At 70.9% G+C, this 13,318-nt stretch carries 13 protein-coding genes; 4 read left to right on the top strand and 9 right to left on the bottom strand.

Annotation, left to right across the window (positions count from 1 at the left end; genetic code table 11):
• Positions 1–114 precede the first annotated feature (114 nt).
• The gene (locus VF697_RS04095) at positions 115–1,380 is read left to right on the top strand and encodes a hypothetical protein (RefSeq protein ID WP_331092158.1); all 1,266 of its coding nucleotides are present in this window, start codon (positions 115–117) and stop codon (positions 1,378–1,380) included.
• Positions 1,381–1,593: 213 nt separating this feature from the next.
• Positions 1,594–2,811, top strand: a complete 1,218-nt coding sequence (locus tag VF697_RS04090) for a C1 family peptidase (protein ID WP_331092157.1) — start codon at positions 1,594–1,596, stop codon at positions 2,809–2,811.
• 47 nt (positions 2,812–2,858) lie between these two features.
• Here the strand turns inward: VF697_RS04090 and VF697_RS04085 are convergent, their stop codons facing one another.
• Genes VF697_RS04085 through VF697_RS04070 form a run of 4 tightly spaced genes read right to left on the bottom strand, consistent with a single transcriptional unit; the run spans position 2,859 to position 5,188 of the window.
• Positions 2,859–3,317: a YaiI/YqxD family protein gene (locus tag VF697_RS04085; RefSeq protein ID WP_331092156.1), complete on the bottom strand. Its 459-nt coding sequence runs from the start codon at positions 3,315–3,317 to the stop codon at positions 2,859–2,861.
• Positions 3,318–3,323: 6 nt separating this feature from the next.
• On the bottom strand, positions 3,324–3,779 hold the full coding sequence (locus VF697_RS04080) for a group II truncated hemoglobin (RefSeq protein WP_331092155.1): 456 nt from the start codon (positions 3,777–3,779) through the stop codon (positions 3,324–3,326).
• A gap of 48 nt (positions 3,780–3,827) precedes the next feature.
• Positions 3,828–4,706 carry a 5'-3' exonuclease gene (locus tag VF697_RS04075; RefSeq protein WP_331092154.1) on the bottom strand — a complete coding sequence of 293 codons (879 nt, stop codon included), beginning with the start codon at positions 4,704–4,706 and terminating at the stop codon, positions 3,828–3,830.
• 14 nt (positions 4,707–4,720) lie between these two features.
• Positions 4,721–5,188: a macro domain-containing protein gene (locus VF697_RS04070; RefSeq protein WP_331092153.1), complete on the bottom strand. Its 468-nt coding sequence runs from the start codon at positions 5,186–5,188 to the stop codon at positions 4,721–4,723.
• A 111-nt stretch (positions 5,189–5,299) separates the two neighbouring features.
• Between VF697_RS04070 and VF697_RS04065 the strand changes: the two genes are divergently transcribed.
• Positions 5,300–5,884 (top strand): GNAT family N-acetyltransferase, encoded by a 585-nt coding sequence (locus VF697_RS04065; protein WP_331092152.1) that lies wholly within the window; start codon positions 5,300–5,302, stop codon positions 5,882–5,884.
• On the opposite strand, the gene VF697_RS04060 is transcribed toward VF697_RS04065, so the two are convergent.
• The 4 genes from VF697_RS04060 to VF697_RS04045 form a co-directional block, all read right to left on the bottom strand.
• Positions 5,847–9,446, bottom strand: a complete 3,600-nt coding sequence (locus VF697_RS04060; protein WP_331092151.1) for a PAS domain S-box protein — start codon at positions 9,444–9,446, stop codon at positions 5,847–5,849. The genes VF697_RS04065 and VF697_RS04060 overlap by 38 nt on opposite strands.
• Before the next feature lie 172 nt (positions 9,447–9,618).
• A complete protein-coding gene (locus VF697_RS04055; RefSeq protein WP_331092150.1) occupies positions 9,619–10,368 on the bottom strand; it encodes a DUF1338 domain-containing protein in 750 nt (249 codons plus the stop codon).
• A 35-nt stretch (positions 10,369–10,403) separates the two neighbouring features.
• Positions 10,404–11,132, bottom strand: a complete 729-nt coding sequence (locus tag VF697_RS04050; protein ID WP_331092149.1) for an alpha/beta hydrolase-fold protein — start codon at positions 11,130–11,132, stop codon at positions 10,404–10,406.
• A gap of 496 nt (positions 11,133–11,628) precedes the next feature.
• Complete coding sequence (locus tag VF697_RS04045; protein WP_331092148.1) at positions 11,629–11,883, bottom strand: GlsB/YeaQ/YmgE family stress response membrane protein; 255 nt, start codon at positions 11,881–11,883, stop codon at positions 11,629–11,631.
• A 195-nt stretch (positions 11,884–12,078) separates the two neighbouring features.
• Between VF697_RS04045 and VF697_RS04040 the strand changes: the two genes are divergently transcribed.
• Entirely contained in the window at positions 12,079–12,342 is a 264-nt protein-coding gene (locus tag VF697_RS04040) for a phage tail protein (RefSeq protein WP_331092147.1), read from the top strand.
• Here the strand turns inward: VF697_RS04040 and VF697_RS04035 are convergent.
• A partial coding sequence (locus VF697_RS04035) for an aminotransferase class III-fold pyridoxal phosphate-dependent enzyme (protein ID WP_331092146.1) occupies positions 12,339–13,318 on the bottom strand: 980 nt, incomplete at its 5' end. The genes VF697_RS04040 and VF697_RS04035 overlap by 4 nt on opposite strands.

The raw sequence follows: 13,318 nt of genomic DNA, 5'->3' as shown, positions 1-13,318 counted from the left end.
CACCACCCGACACGCTCCTGCCCCACGGGACGAGGAAGAGCCGAGGAGCGAACGATGCGCGCCCGGAGGAGCCGACCCATCTTCCTCTCTCGGTACGTCCCAGGAGACTTGTGTATGCGGCTTGTCGTTTCCCTGCTGTGTCTCAGCCTGCTGTCCGTGAGCGAAGTGGCTCGGGCGCAACAACCTTCTTCCCCGCCACCCACCTACGCGCCCGCGCCGCGGCCCGCGCCAGCGGTCCAGCCACCGCCCACGACGCAGCCCGCGCCCGTCGCGCAGCCGCCTGCCACGACGCAGCCCGCGCCCGTCACGCAGCCACCTCCCGCGCCTCCGCCCACCACCACCACGGCGCCACCGTCGCCCCCGCCCACGACGCAGCCGGCGGCTCCACCGCCGCCCGCGCCCACGGCCCAGCCCGCGCCGCCTCCGCCTCCGACGGCCCAACCCGCGCCGCCTCCGTCGCCGCCCACGGCGCAGCCCGCTCCCCTCCCGCCCGCGGCGCAGGGGCCGGCGGAGCTGCCCTCCGAGCGCGCGATGCGCTACAGCCGTTTCTCCTCCGGCTCCGGCGGCATGCTGCTCGTCTTCACGGAGATCGCCAGCGGCCTGACGACGGGCGCCATCCTCGGCCACACCTTCGAGTCGGAGAACGGGGCCTACGTGGGCGCGGTGCTCGGGGGCCTGTCGCTCGGCACCGCCGCGGCCGTGTACCAGTACTACGTGCCGGTGGAGCGCAACGAGTCGCTGCTCGCGGTGGGCGGTGCGGCGCTGGGCTTCCTCGCCGGCTTCGGCTACGGCACCGAGCACGACCTCAGCAGCCGAGACCGCGCCGTCACCACCCTGCTCACCACCCAGGCCGGCATCATCGGTGTGCTGGCGGCCACGGCCACTCCCGGCGACGTGAGCCAGGGGGACGCGTCGCTCGTGGGGATGTCGGCCCTCTACGCCTTCGTGTTCACCGGGCTCACCCAGTCCACGATCGACCTCGGGCGCAAGGGTGACGACGACCCGGACCTCTCGCCGACCCTGATTGCCCCCGCGCTCGGCATGGCGGTAGGTGGCCTGCTCGCGATACCGCTCGAGATCGCGCCCGATCGCGTCTTCAAGCTCACGGTACTGCCGCTGGGTGTGGGCGCGGTGCTGCTGGCCGCGGGCACGGCGCTCGCGAATGGCCCGGCCGTGCCCCTGTCGGCGATGGGAGGCATCGCCGCCACCTTCGTCATCACGGCGCTGGCCACCGCCGAGCCGCCGCCGGGCGAGCCCACGCTGCACCAGCGGCGGCCCTCGTCCGACACCTTCCGGGCCATGCCCGTGCCGGTGCTGATGCGCACGGGCCAGCGCGGCGAGTCGCTGACGGCGGGCCCGGGGATGCTGATGCGCTTCTGAGTCCCGCTCAGCCGCGGCTCACCCGCGCCGCTTGAGCAGCCGGGTGAGCTCGCGGACATCTCGCATGGGTGAGCGGTGAAGCGCCTGGGCTGTGAGGCAGTTCATACGCTTGCTATGAGGCAGCGCACAGACTCAGCGCCACGCTCCGGGTAGACAGAAGGGCGCCAGCAGGGGACCGGAGGTCCCTTCTGCTTCCCGGAGCAGCCCATGAGAATGATGCGACTGAAGCTATTGACCGCGGTGCTGTGCTACGTGTGCGCCGGCTGCATGCTCGTTCGTTCGAGCAGGGATGACACCGCGGGCAGGAAACCGGAGCTCGCATTCGACCAATCGGTATGCCGTAAGCAGTGCGCGGCCGAGCAGTTGATGCGTGACGGCAGCTACTGCGGCACCGACAAGAAGACCTATACCGCGTGCGAGTGGGCGTGCGGCGATGTGCCCGCTGGCGTCAGCGTCTGGCCCGAATCCTGTCAGGCAGACGGTTCACCCAGGCCCGGCTCACCGGCCGAGCCCGCCGATGGCGACAGGCTGTGTGATTACATCCGGGTCGGCAGTGGCTGGGCAGCCATCTCGTGCTCGAACGACCTCGGTGACATGGCGGTCGGAATGAGCCCCATGGCGGCGGCGATGAGCCCCGTGACGAAGAGCCCCAAGGAGGGGTGGACGCCGAGTTGGCTGAAGGTGCAGCCCATGGAAGTGCTACCCGCCGACGTCGATCTCCGGTCACGTTTCGGCCAGGCCAAGAACCAGGGAGCGGCGGGAACGTGTACCGCGTTCGCTACCACTGCCGCGATGGAATCGTTACTCGCTACGCAGGGGCACTCCCGCACGCTGAGCGAGATGCACCTGTGGGCACGCTATCACCATCAGAACATGCACCTTGCGCGCGTTGCTACGAGTCAAGGTGTCGTATCCGAGGATTTCGCGGCGCGCACCGGCTTCGGTTACGACTGGCGACTCGCGGCTGCATGGGACAGTGGCAACGAGGCTGGGAGCGAGAAGAAAGAGCCCGACATCGCCAAGCTTGGTCTGCTCGACGTCGAGGTTCCGGCCGAGATTGGAACGCTCGACCCCGCCGCGATCGAGCCGCCAGAGGGGGCGAAGCACGCGACGACCGCTCAGATCGCCACCATGCTCGCAAAGGGGGAGGCCGTCGTCGTGGCTGTCTACATGTCCACCCAAGTCTGGGCGCGTGCCGAGAGTGGCATCATCCCCGAGTACGACTTGGACACGACCGGAGCTCACGCACTGCTCGCGGTGGGCTACAAACGGCTCAATGGCAAGCGCTACTTCATCTTGCGCAACTCGTGGGGACCGAACTTAGGCGATAGCGGCTACTACTACATCTCCGATGGGACACTCGACAGGAACATGATGCCAGATACCCCCTCCTTCACCGTGCGTAGGCGAGGCGCGGTCAGTGGGCGGTAGTTCTCAAGAAGCCTCTCGTCTCTCACGACGTGCCAGCTCCGAATCAATCACCCGCGCGTCTTGAGCAGCCGGGTGAGCTCGCGGTCGAGGGCGGCGGCGAACTGCTGGCGGTCCTGGTTGGAGAAACCACTGGGGCCGCCCGTCTGCACGCCGCTGTCGCGCAGTTCCTGCATGAAGTTCCGCACCGAGAGGCGCTCGGCGATGTTCTCCTCGCTGAAGAGCTCCCCACGCGGGTCGAGCACCACCACGCCCTTGGGGACGAGCAGCGCGGCGAGCGGGATGTCCTGGGTGACGGCGAGGTCCCCGCGCTCGGCCGAGGCGGCGATGTGCCGGTCCGCCACGTCGAGCCCGGCGCCCACCTGCACCGTGGAGACGAGCTCCGAGCGAGGCAGGGTGAGGCGCTTGTTGGCCACGAAGACCATGGGGACCTGCAACCGCTGCGAGGCGCGCAGGAGGATGTCCCGCACCGGCCCCGGACACGCATCGGCGTCGACCCAGATTTTCATGCGGACTCAGCCCTCGGTGTTGCGCAGGAAGTCGGCGACGTCGGCGAAGCGCTTGTCGAGGAAGGCGCGCACGCCGCCCGTCACGCCCCGGGCATCCATCGCCCGGTTCATGCTGCGCAGCCACGCGTCGCGCATGGCGAGGTCCACGGGGAAGTGGCCATGGCGCATGCGCAGGCGCGGGTGGCCGTGCTTCTCCATGTAGTGCTGGGGTCCGCCCAGCCAGCCGATGAGGAAGAGGCCAAAGCGCTCCCGCATGCCGCGCGACACCCGGCCCTGCTCATCCAGCTCATGCAGGCGGGCGAGCGCCGGCTCGTGCGCATCCATGGCGTCATAGAAGGCATGGGCGAGGGCTCGTACGCCCTCCTCCCCTCCCAGACGGTGGAAGGGCATGTCCTCCATGGAGGGGACCCAGTCATCGTTGCCAGGAATGTTCAGCCCGATGGGCTTCATCTCGGTGGACATAGCGGTGTTCAACCCCGGTGCGCGGGGGTGCAGTCTCCTCTCTCGGTCTCACGCCGCCCAGCGCTTGGGGCGGGTCTTCATCGTGGTGAGTCCCAGCGCGTCGCACATCTCCAGGAAGCGCTCGCGCGGCACACCGGCCCAGGCGAGGTCCTTCAGGGACTCGGCGAGGGGCACGTCCGTCACCACCGTGGCCAGCTTGCGGTACAGCAGCGCGTCCTCGCGGTGCTCCCGCAGGGTGGCGGCGAGCTTGTCCGCCCCGCGCGGGCGCACCGTCCACGCGGCCGGGTCGGCGGGAATCGCCTCCAGGTGGCCGTAGGCGTTGAGCAGCGCCGACGCGCCCTTCTCGCCGAAGCCGGGCAGGCCGGGGATGCCATCCGCGGCGTCGCCCACCAGCGCGAGCAGGTCCGGCACGCTGGCCGGGGGCACGCCCATCTTCGCCCGCACCGCCTCCTCGTCCATCACCTTCTGCTGCTTGCGGTCCACCTGCACCACCTTCTGGCCGCGCACGCACTGCCCGAGGTCCTTGTCCGGGGTGAGCAGCCGCACCTGCTCCACCTGCCCGGCCCAGCGCGCGGCGGCGGTGGCCAGCGCATCATCGGCCTCGAAGTCCTTCATGGACCACACGGTGAGCCCGAGCGCCCGCGCGGCGTGCTCGACGAGGTCGAACTGCGCGTGCAGCTCGGGAGGCACGCCCTCGTCGGACTTGTAGCCGGCGAAGAGGTCATTGCGGAACGAGCGGATGGGGTTGTCGAAGGCGAGCGCGATGTGCGTCACCGCCTCCTCCGTGTCGTGCAGCAGCGCGAGCATCGAGGAGACGAGCCCCACCGTGGCCTTCACGTCCCGCCCGTCCGGCGAGGTGGACCCCGGCCGGGGCGAGAAGTGGGCGCGGTAGAGCTCATAGGTACCGTCGACGAGGTGCAGGCGCATGGGGCCTGTCTAACTCAATTCGGGCGGTAGCGGACCACGGTGACGTCGACGTCCGCAGCCTCTGACTCCAGTGCGGACAGCATCACCGCGAGCGCCCGCTCCTCGTTGAAGCCGCCGCTGCCCGCGCCGATGAGGGGAAACGCCACGGTGCGAAAGTTGTACTCCCGCGCCCGGGCGAGCGCGTTGCGCACCGAGTCCCGGATGGCGCGCTCCGAGGAGCGCCAGAGCATGTTGATGCCGGCCACGTGGATGAGGCCCCGGTAGGGCAGCCGGCCCGCGGACGTCACCACCGCCGAGCCCAGGGGCATGGGCCCCACGCGCGCCAGCTCGCGGAAGGGCTGGAGCCCGCCCCGCTTCTTGATGGCACCCGACACGCCCTGGGGCAGCAACAACCACCAGGGGATGATGTTGCGGTTCCAGGCGTTGACGATGGCGTCGACCCGCTGCTCCAGCAGGTCTCCTTCGACGATGCGCGGCGTCATGGTGGGCTCCAACCTCCACCAGTCAACGCGAGCGGCGAGGCCCTGTCGAGTGTCCATTCTCCGCGCACACGCATTTCCCCTCGGGGCGCGCTAGCCTCCCCGCCGCACGCCATGTCCCTGGACACCCCACCCGTCCTGCTCACCACGCCGCGCCTGAACCTGGCCCTGCTGCCTCCCGACGGGGCCGCACGCGTGCTGGCCTACCACCAGGCCAACCGCGAGCACCTCGGCTCCGTCTCGCCCTCGCGCCCCGACAACTTCTTCACCGTCACCTGGTGGCGCTCGCGGCTGGCGCAGGACGCCGAGGACTGGCGGCGGGGCATCGCCCTGCGCCTCTTCATGCTGCCGCGCGAGGCCCCCCTCGCCTCCGCCCCGGTGCTCGGCAGCCTGTCCCTCACCGACTTCCGCCGCGGGCCCCTGCAGTCCGCCGAGCTGGGCTTCGGGCTGGACCAGCGCGCCCAGGGCCAGGGGTATATGACGGAGGCCGTGCGCGCCGTGTGCGACCATGCCTTCGGGCCCCTGGGCCTGCACCGCCTCCAGGCCAACCACCTGCCGGAGAACCACCGGAGCGCCGCCGTGCTGCGCCGCCTGGGCTTCGCCGTCGAGGGCCTGGCGCGCGAGCTCGTCCTCATCGAGGGCCGCTGGCGCGACCACGTCCTCACGGCCCTGCTGGCGCCTCGACCACCGGAAGGGTGAAGGAGAAGGTGCTGCCCTGGCCCGGCTGGCTCTCCACCTGGATGTGCCCGCCGTGGGCCTCGACGATGCCCTTGGCGATGGGCAGCCCCAGCCCCGCGCCCTCCCGCGAGCTCTTCACCTGCCAGTACCGGTCGAAGAGGTGCGGCAGGTGCTCGGGGGCGATGCCCTTGCCCGTGTCGCTGACGGAGAAGCCCACCGCCCCGCCCTCTCGCCGGGCCCGCACGGTGATGCGCCCGCCCTCGGGCGTGAAGCGCAGCGCGTTGCCGATGAGGTTGGAGAACACCTGCAGCACCCGGCTCCGATCCGCCAGCACCGGCGGCAGCTCCGCCTCCTCCTCGCGCTCCAGCCGCAGCCCGTGGGACTCCGCCAGGGAGCGGTGCAGCTCGATGATCTCGTCCAGCAGGCTCCTCACCGACTCGGGCTTGCGCTCCACCGTCATGCGTCCCACCTCGAGCTTGGCCACGTCGAGCAGGTCCTGGATGAGGTGGACGGCCCGCTCCGCCGAGCGCCGGATGAGCTCCCCCTGCTTGCGCCAGGACGTCGCCTCCTGGCTCTCGGGCAGGTGCTTGAGCAGGTAGGTGGCGCCCAGCGAGATGACGTTGAGGGGATTGCGCAGGTCGTGCGAGACGACGGCGAGCACCTCGTCGCGCGCCTGGGTGGCCTGCTGGGACTGCTTGTAGAGCCGGGCGTTGTCGATGGTGAGGGCGGCCCGGCCAGCCAGTCCCTCGGCGAGGGTGAGGTCCGCCGGCCCGTAGCGCCGCCCTGACTCCGCGCTCGAGGCGAAGGTGATGGCGCCCAGGGTCCGCCCCCGAGCGACCAGGGGGACGATCATCAGCGAGCGGGGTGCCAGCTTGCACAGGGTGGCGTAGTGCGCCTCGTCATCGGAGGCGGCCCGCAGCCAGGCGTCCGTCACCTCGGGGACGAGCTCGGCCTCGCCGGTGCGCAGCACGCCCTGCACGCCCACCACCGTCTCATGGAGGCGCTGCACGCTCTCGAGCTGGTGCAGCACGGGCTCGCGAGCGGGATCCCTGTGGGCCATGGCCACCCGGCGCATGCTCTCGCCCTCCAGCATCCCCACCACGCAGAAGTCCGCCAGACGTGGCACCACGAGCCGGGCCAGGCTGCGCAGCGTGGCCTCGTACTCCAGCGCGGCCACCATCACCCGGCTGCTCTCGGAGAGGAACTGCTGCGCCTCCTCGGCGCGCTTGCGATCCGAAATGTCGCGGATGATGGTGGAGAGCATCTCCAGCTTCCCCTCCGCCTCGCGGTGGGCCAGCAGCACCTGGGAGACGGGCAGCTCGCGCCCATCCGAGGTGAGCAGCGCCGTCTCGCCCGTCCACACGCCCTCGCGCAGCGCGGTGGGCACGCCCTCGGCCAGCAGGCGCCGGGCGGCCCACGTCGGCTGGGCCGAGGAGATGTTCCAGGCCCGGGCATCCTGCTCCTCGGCGAGCCCCACCATGCGTCGGCCGGCGCGGTTGAGGTAGAGGCCGCGCCCCTGCGCGTCCGTGCTGCCCACGAAGTCCGGGGTGGCCTCGATGATGGAGGTGAGGCGGCGGCTCGCCTCCTCCGCCCGCTTGCGTGCCGTCACCTCGCGCAGGTAGACGGAGACGCCCTCGCGCGAGGGGCTCACGTGGCACTCGAACCAGGCCTCCAGGGGCTCGAGGTACATCTCGCACTCGGAGGCGGCTTCGCCGGCCAGCACCCGGCGCACGCTCTTCACCAGCCCGGACAGCTCGCCCCTGGGCAGCACCTCGTCCAGACGAAGCGCCAGCAGCTCCTCCCGGGGGCGCCGCAGCACCTCTTCCGCGCGGCGGTTGACGAAGGAGAAGCGCTGCGCGCGGTCCAGGGCGAAGAAGGCGTCGGTGATGCTCTGCAGGGTGGCCTCGATGCGCGCGCGCGCCGCCTCGGCCTCGGAGCGTGCCGCCTCCTCGCGGGCGAGCCGCAGCGCCGCCTCCTCCGCCCGCTTGCGCTCCGTCACCTCGCGCGTCACGGCCACCCAGTGCGTCAGCCGTCCCTTGTCGTCCTTCACGGGCACGAAGGTGCTCTCCGTCCAGAGGGGGGCACCCACCTTGCAGTAGACGAGCAGCTCGTCCTGGAAGGGCTCCTGCCGTTTCAGGGCCTGCTGCATGCGCTGGAGCGTGGCCGGGTCCGTCTCCGGCCCCACCAGCCGCAGCGTCTCCGCCTGCATCAACTCCTCCGGGCTGTAGCCCGTCATCCGCGAGAAGGCCGCGTTGGAGTAGACGATGCGCCGGGTGGTGTAGCCGTTCCGCCGCTCGGGCTCGAGGATGACCACACCGTCGTTGGCGTTCACCACGATGGACTCGAAGAGGCGCAGTCGCTGCTCGGTGCGCTTGCGCTCGGTGATGTCGCGGAAGTAGACGGAGAGCCCCTCCTGGGACGGATAGGCGTGGATCTCCACCCAGGAGTCATCCTCGGGGGCGTAATCCTCGAAGTGGACGGCCCGCTGCTCGGTGAAGGCCGTGCGGTACTCCTGCTCGGCGCGCGAGCCGATGAAGCTGGGGAACACCTCCTGGATGGCGCGCCCGAGCAGCTGCTCGCGCGAGCGATGGGTCAGCTTCTCGGCCCGCTGGCTGACGTAGGTGAAGCGCCAGGCCCGGTCCAGGGTGACGAAGGCCTCGGTGATGCTCTCCAGGATGCGGCGCACGCGCCGCTCCGCCTCCTCGGCCTCGGCCCGCGCGACCTGCTCGCGCAGCAGCTGGCGCTCGTGCTCGAGGGCCCGCAGCCGCAGGGTGATGTCGCGGAAGGTGATGACCGCCCCGATGATGCGTCCGCCCTCCCGGACGGGGCTGCTGCAATACTCCACCGGGAAGTGGGTGCGGTCGCGCCGCCAGAAGACCTCGTCCGCCTCCGAGTGATGGACCTGACCATCGCGAAAGGCGGCGTAGAGCTGACAGTGGGACTCGGGCAGGGGCGTGCCGTCCGGGTGGGAGTGGTGGATGCGCTCATGCAGCGGCTGGCCGATGAGCTCCTCGGGCTTCCACCCCAGCATGCGCACCGCGGCGGGGTTGACGAAGGTGGTACGGCCCTCGGTGTCCAGGCCGTAGATGCCCTCGTCGGCGGACGTGAGGATGAGCCCACCCAGGTGGCCCAGCAGCTCGAGCTCGCGCTCCCGCTCCTCAAGGCGCCGCAGGTTGCAGGCGAAGCCCACGAGCCCACCGCTCGTATCGTGCAGCGCGGTGAGCACCTGCCTGGACCAGAAGCGGGTGCCGTCGCGCCGCAGGCGCCAGCCCTCCAGCACGCGGCTGCCCTCCACCTCGGCCTCGTGCAGATCCCTGGCCGCCAGCTCCCGCTCCTCGGGCAGATAGAGGGCGGAGAGAGGCGCTCCGAGCAGGTCGGCCCTCGCATGGCCGGTGAGCAGCTCCGCGCCCGGGCTCCACAGGGCGATGCGACCGTCCGCGGTCAGCCCAGCGAGCGCACATCCCTCGGCCTGCTCCAGTATCCGCAGGGCGAGCACGCCCCGAGAGCCCGCCGCCTCGTCCGGGCGGTGCGCCTCCCTGGGCTCCTCGGACTCGCCAGGAGCGCTGTGAAACGTCGAGGGCAAACCGCAGGGCCCTCCTCTCCGGGAAATCCGTCCGTCCAGACTGGCCCCGGGCGCGAGGCGCGAGGCTCACCGGTTTGTATCTGGACACCCGGGCGCCCGATGCAAGGGGAGCCCCGTCGGCTGGCACCCGCCAGTGCGGGGGGGCGGGGGCCTTGGGAGCGGGCGGTGGCCGTCAGGAGCGCTTCGTCATGTCGAAGAGGGCCCGGGCCTGGGGGCCGAGGAAGCCATCGAAGCCACCGGTGCGCTGGGCGATCTCGAAGTACGCATAAGGCCAGCTCCGCGAGCGCCCATCCTTGAGCGGGAGGGAGATGGGGGCCGCGCGGGTGGCCGTCTGGCGCAGGGGACTGCCGGGCTCGCCCTCGATGTCGCTCTTCATGGGCACGCCGGCCTCGCTCATGCGCCGCTGCCACACCTCCACGTCATCCACCGCGCCGGTGAAGTGGTTCACCTTGCGGCCGAAGGCGAGCAGCCACGCGCCGTACTGGGACTCCTTCTCCAGGGTGAGGAGCGCTGACTCATCGGGCGGAGGCGGAGCGGAGAACCAGTCGGCGAGCGCCTCGACGGAGTCGGGGGCCGGAGGATCCGCCGGCAGCGAGGAGAGGAGGCGCTGGGCCTCGGGCGAGAGCCTCTCGGCGAGGAGCTCGGAGATGAAGACGCGGGGCAGCCCCTCCGGATGGGACATGTAGATGGCGGAGAGGTGGGTATCGGGGAAGGTGTATTGGCCCGCGGGCTTCCAGCCGAAGCGCTCGAAGACGCGGGAGAAGAGCGCGATGCCCCCACCGGGCCGGGCGAGGGAGCGGAGCGCGATGTGGTCATTGCGGAAGCTGCCACCGGAGAGCTGGGCGAAGGTGCGCGCGTAGGGCACCTCGGCGGCATAGCGTTCCCACAGCAGGTCCAGGAGGCGGGAGGCGTCAGGGCTCATGCGCGCAGTCATAGCCGGAAGACGGGAGCCCGGCCTCACTTCCCGCGCCGCTGCGCGAAGAGCCAGGTGCTCACGGCCGCGTCGAGGTACACGGTGTCGAAGATGTCGTGCCCCAGGCCGGCCAGCTCGGTGTAGCGCACGGTGCTGCTGCCCGCGCTCTTCAACTGCGCCACGAGGGAGCGGCTCTCGGAGACGGCGGGGTCGGCATCTCCGTGCCACACCCACAGGGGCGTGCGCTTGAGCCGCTCCACCACCGATCGGTCCGTGTGGCGCCCGGACAGGGCCAGCACCGCCGCGAAGCGCTCGGGCTGACGGGCCGCGAGCAGCACCGCGCCCCGCGCCCCCATCGACTGCCCCGTGAGGTACACCCGCTGCCGGTCCCCGCCGTACTCGGCGACGGTGCGCTCCAGGGCCGCGAGGGCGAAGTCGGCCAGCGCTCCGCTCCACTCCTGATCAGGTGGGCACTGGGGCAGCACCAGCAGGGCCGGGTAGCGCTCGGGGTGCTGCCGCGCCGCCTCCGCCAGGCTCTGCGTCCTCGGCCCCAGCCCGTCCGTCCCGCGCGCGCCTCCGCCGTGCAGCGCGAGGATGACGGGCCACGCCGTTCCCCGGTGATACCCCGCTGGCAGGTACACCGAATACGGGTACGTCTCGCCGCGGACCGTGAGCGTCTTGGCCACGAAGGTGCCGGGCGCCTCGCCCGACGCTCCCGCTTCCGGTACCCCCGCCAGCAGCAACGCCACCAGCGCCATCGTCACCGTTCCCATGGACCCCCTCGCGTTCCCGCACAGGTTCTGTCGCGGAGTCGAACCGAGGAGCCCAGGCTACCGCTCTCCCAGAGGAGACGGGACGCACCTGTCGAGTACCAGCCTGCCAAGGGTTGCGTTTCCATCACCTGGCGCTTGCATCTGACCGCACAGGTGGGAAACTAGGGCTGCGCGCGTCCTCGGGGTTCGACCTTGGAGGGGTTTTGCACCCCGAGGACGCGCGCAGTCACCAGATCAGCCCGCTCCGCGGCAATCCTTGGAGGGGTTCCTCCGCGGGAGCAGGGCTGTGTGGGTGGAACAGGTGACGTCCACCCGGAATTCGCGTTCCGGGCCAGATAGAAAGATTTGGTGCGAAATACCAGCCCCGCACGCGCGAAGCCATCAGCGCCACGGGGGGGGCACCATTAGCTCGCCTGATTCCTGTGCGGTAGCCCCATCAGCCTACACCATATGAGCCTGTGTGCCTACAGGTTTCCAGGTGGGCGCACCGGGGTGTCTAGCGCCGATCCGACATCATCCGGGCCAGCCCCAGCAGCACGACGGCGCCGACGATGGCGCCGATGAAGCCGCTGGGATGGAGCAGGCGCCAGCTCCCGCCCCGGAGCACCGAGGCGAGGAAGCCGCCCATGAACGACCCTCCGATGCCCAGCAGCGTGGTCGCGATGAGCCCCATGCCCTGCCGCCCAGGCATCAGGGCGCGGGCAATCAGTCCCGCCAGGAAACCAGAGATGATCCAAGAACACAGGCCCATCGCGCCCTCCGTGCTACCACTGCTGGGGTGAGCCCCCAGTCTGCATGAACTACGTCCCGGGACGAACTCCATTGCGAGAGCGGCTCGGGGCAGCGGGCGCTGTGAACGCGTTCACACCTTTGGCGTGAACCGGTTCGCACTCCCCGCCTGGGAGACATGGTCGGCTGGGGTACGGAAATTCCTGGGAAAGCAGCCATGTCCGAACCCCTCATTGGCGAGATCCGCATGTTCGCCGGCCCCTTCGCCCCCCGGGGCTGGGCGCCGTGCGATGGCAGGCTCCTGTCCATCTCACAGAACTCGGCCCTCTTCTCCGTGCTGGGCACCGCCTACGGTGGCGATGGCATGACCACCTTCGCCCTGCCGGACCTGCGGGGCCGCGTGCCTCGGGATGAACAGCCGCCGTCCACGCAGGTGAGCTTCATCATCGCGCTCGACGGGTCCTTCCCCGCGCGGGGTTAGGACTGGCCCGCGGCCACCTCGCGCAGGCTCGCCTCCACTCCGGCGAGCAGTTCGTCCAGCGCGGCATCGGGGATGTTGAGCGCGGGGGCCACGTACACAGTGTCCCCCAGGGGGCGCAGGTACAGCCCGCGCCGCCTCGCCGCCTCGTACACGCGCCAGCCGCCGTGAGCCAGGTAGCCGCCGCCTCCGAGGTCCACCGCGCCCACCATGCCGAGCGCCCGAGGCCGCATCACCCCGGGGATCGTCGCGGCCATCCGCTCGAAGGCCGCCTTCAGCTTCGGCGCCTTGCGCGTCACCTGCCACAGCACGTCCTCGTCCCGGTACACCGCGAGCACCTCGCGCGCCACCGCCGCGCCCAGCGGATTGCCGCAGTACGAGTGCCCGTAGTACAGCGCCCGCTCCTTGCCTCCGCCGAAGCCCGAGAACACCCGCTCGGTGGCCAGCGTCGCGGCGAAGGGCAGCAGCCCTCCGGACAGGGCCTTCGCCAGACACAGCAGGTCCGGCACCACGCCCGCCAGGTCGCACGCGAAGCGCGCCCCCGTGCGCCCCAGGCCGGTGAAGACCTCGTCCGCGATGAGGAAGGTGTCCACCGCCCGCGTCGCCTCGCGCACCGCGCGCACGAACTCGGGGGGGTACATCAACATGCCCGCCGCGCCCTGGATGACTGGCTCGAGGATGACGGCGGCGATCTCCTCCGGGTGCTGGCGCAGCGTGTCCGCCACCTGGGCGAAGGCGCGCTCCCAGCCCGCGGGCTCGGCCGGCGAGGGCGCGTGCACCACGTCGAAGAGCAGCGGCCCGAAGATGTCACGGAAGAGCACCACCCCGCCCACGCTGGTGGCGCCGATCGTCTCGCCGTGGAAGGCCCCCGAGAGGGTGATGAAGCGCGTGCGCTTGGGACGGCCATTCTGCGCCCAGTGCTGCGCCGCCATCTTGATGGCCACCTCCACCGCCGTGCTCCCGTTGTCCGAGTAGAAGA

This window comes from Archangium sp., assembly GCF_036388035.1.
GTDB lineage: Bacteria > Myxococcota > Myxococcia > Myxococcales > Myxococcaceae > Archangium.
Note: the sequence above shows the minus strand (reverse complement) of the source record. Positions and strands in the feature narration are given on the sequence as shown.

Excerpts from the sequence above, each read along its gene's own strand:
- VF697_RS04050 (WP_331092149.1), bottom strand. The coding sequence starts at position 11,132 with ATGGGAACGGTGACGATGGCGCTGGTGGCGTTGCTGCTGGCGGGGGTA.
- VF697_RS04040 (WP_331092147.1), top strand. The coding sequence starts at position 12,079 with ATGTCCGAACCCCTCATTGGCGAGATCCGCATGTTCGCCGGCCCCTTC.
- VF697_RS04070 (WP_331092153.1), bottom strand. The coding sequence starts at position 5,188 with ATGACGCCGCGCATCGTCGAAGGAGACCTGCTGGAGCAGCGGGTCGAC.
- VF697_RS04085 (WP_331092156.1), bottom strand. The coding sequence starts at position 3,317 with ATGAAAATCTGGGTCGACGCCGATGCGTGTCCGGGGCCGGTGCGGGAC.
- VF697_RS04055 (WP_331092150.1), bottom strand. The coding sequence starts at position 10,368 with ATGAGCCCTGACGCCTCCCGCCTCCTGGACCTGCTGTGGGAACGCTAT.
- VF697_RS04080 (WP_331092155.1), bottom strand. The coding sequence starts at position 3,779 with ATGTCCACCGAGATGAAGCCCATCGGGCTGAACATTCCTGGCAACGAT.
- VF697_RS04090 (WP_331092157.1), top strand. The coding sequence starts at position 1,594 with ATGATGCGACTGAAGCTATTGACCGCGGTGCTGTGCTACGTGTGCGCC.
- VF697_RS04095 (WP_331092158.1), top strand. The coding sequence starts at position 115 with ATGCGGCTTGTCGTTTCCCTGCTGTGTCTCAGCCTGCTGTCCGTGAGC.
- VF697_RS04065 (WP_331092152.1), top strand. The coding sequence starts at position 5,300 with ATGTCCCTGGACACCCCACCCGTCCTGCTCACCACGCCGCGCCTGAAC.
- VF697_RS04045 (WP_331092148.1), bottom strand. The coding sequence starts at position 11,883 with ATGGGCCTGTGTTCTTGGATCATCTCTGGTTTCCTGGCGGGACTGATT.
- VF697_RS04075 (WP_331092154.1), bottom strand. The coding sequence starts at position 4,706 with ATGCGCCTGCACCTCGTCGACGGTACCTATGAGCTCTACCGCGCCCAC.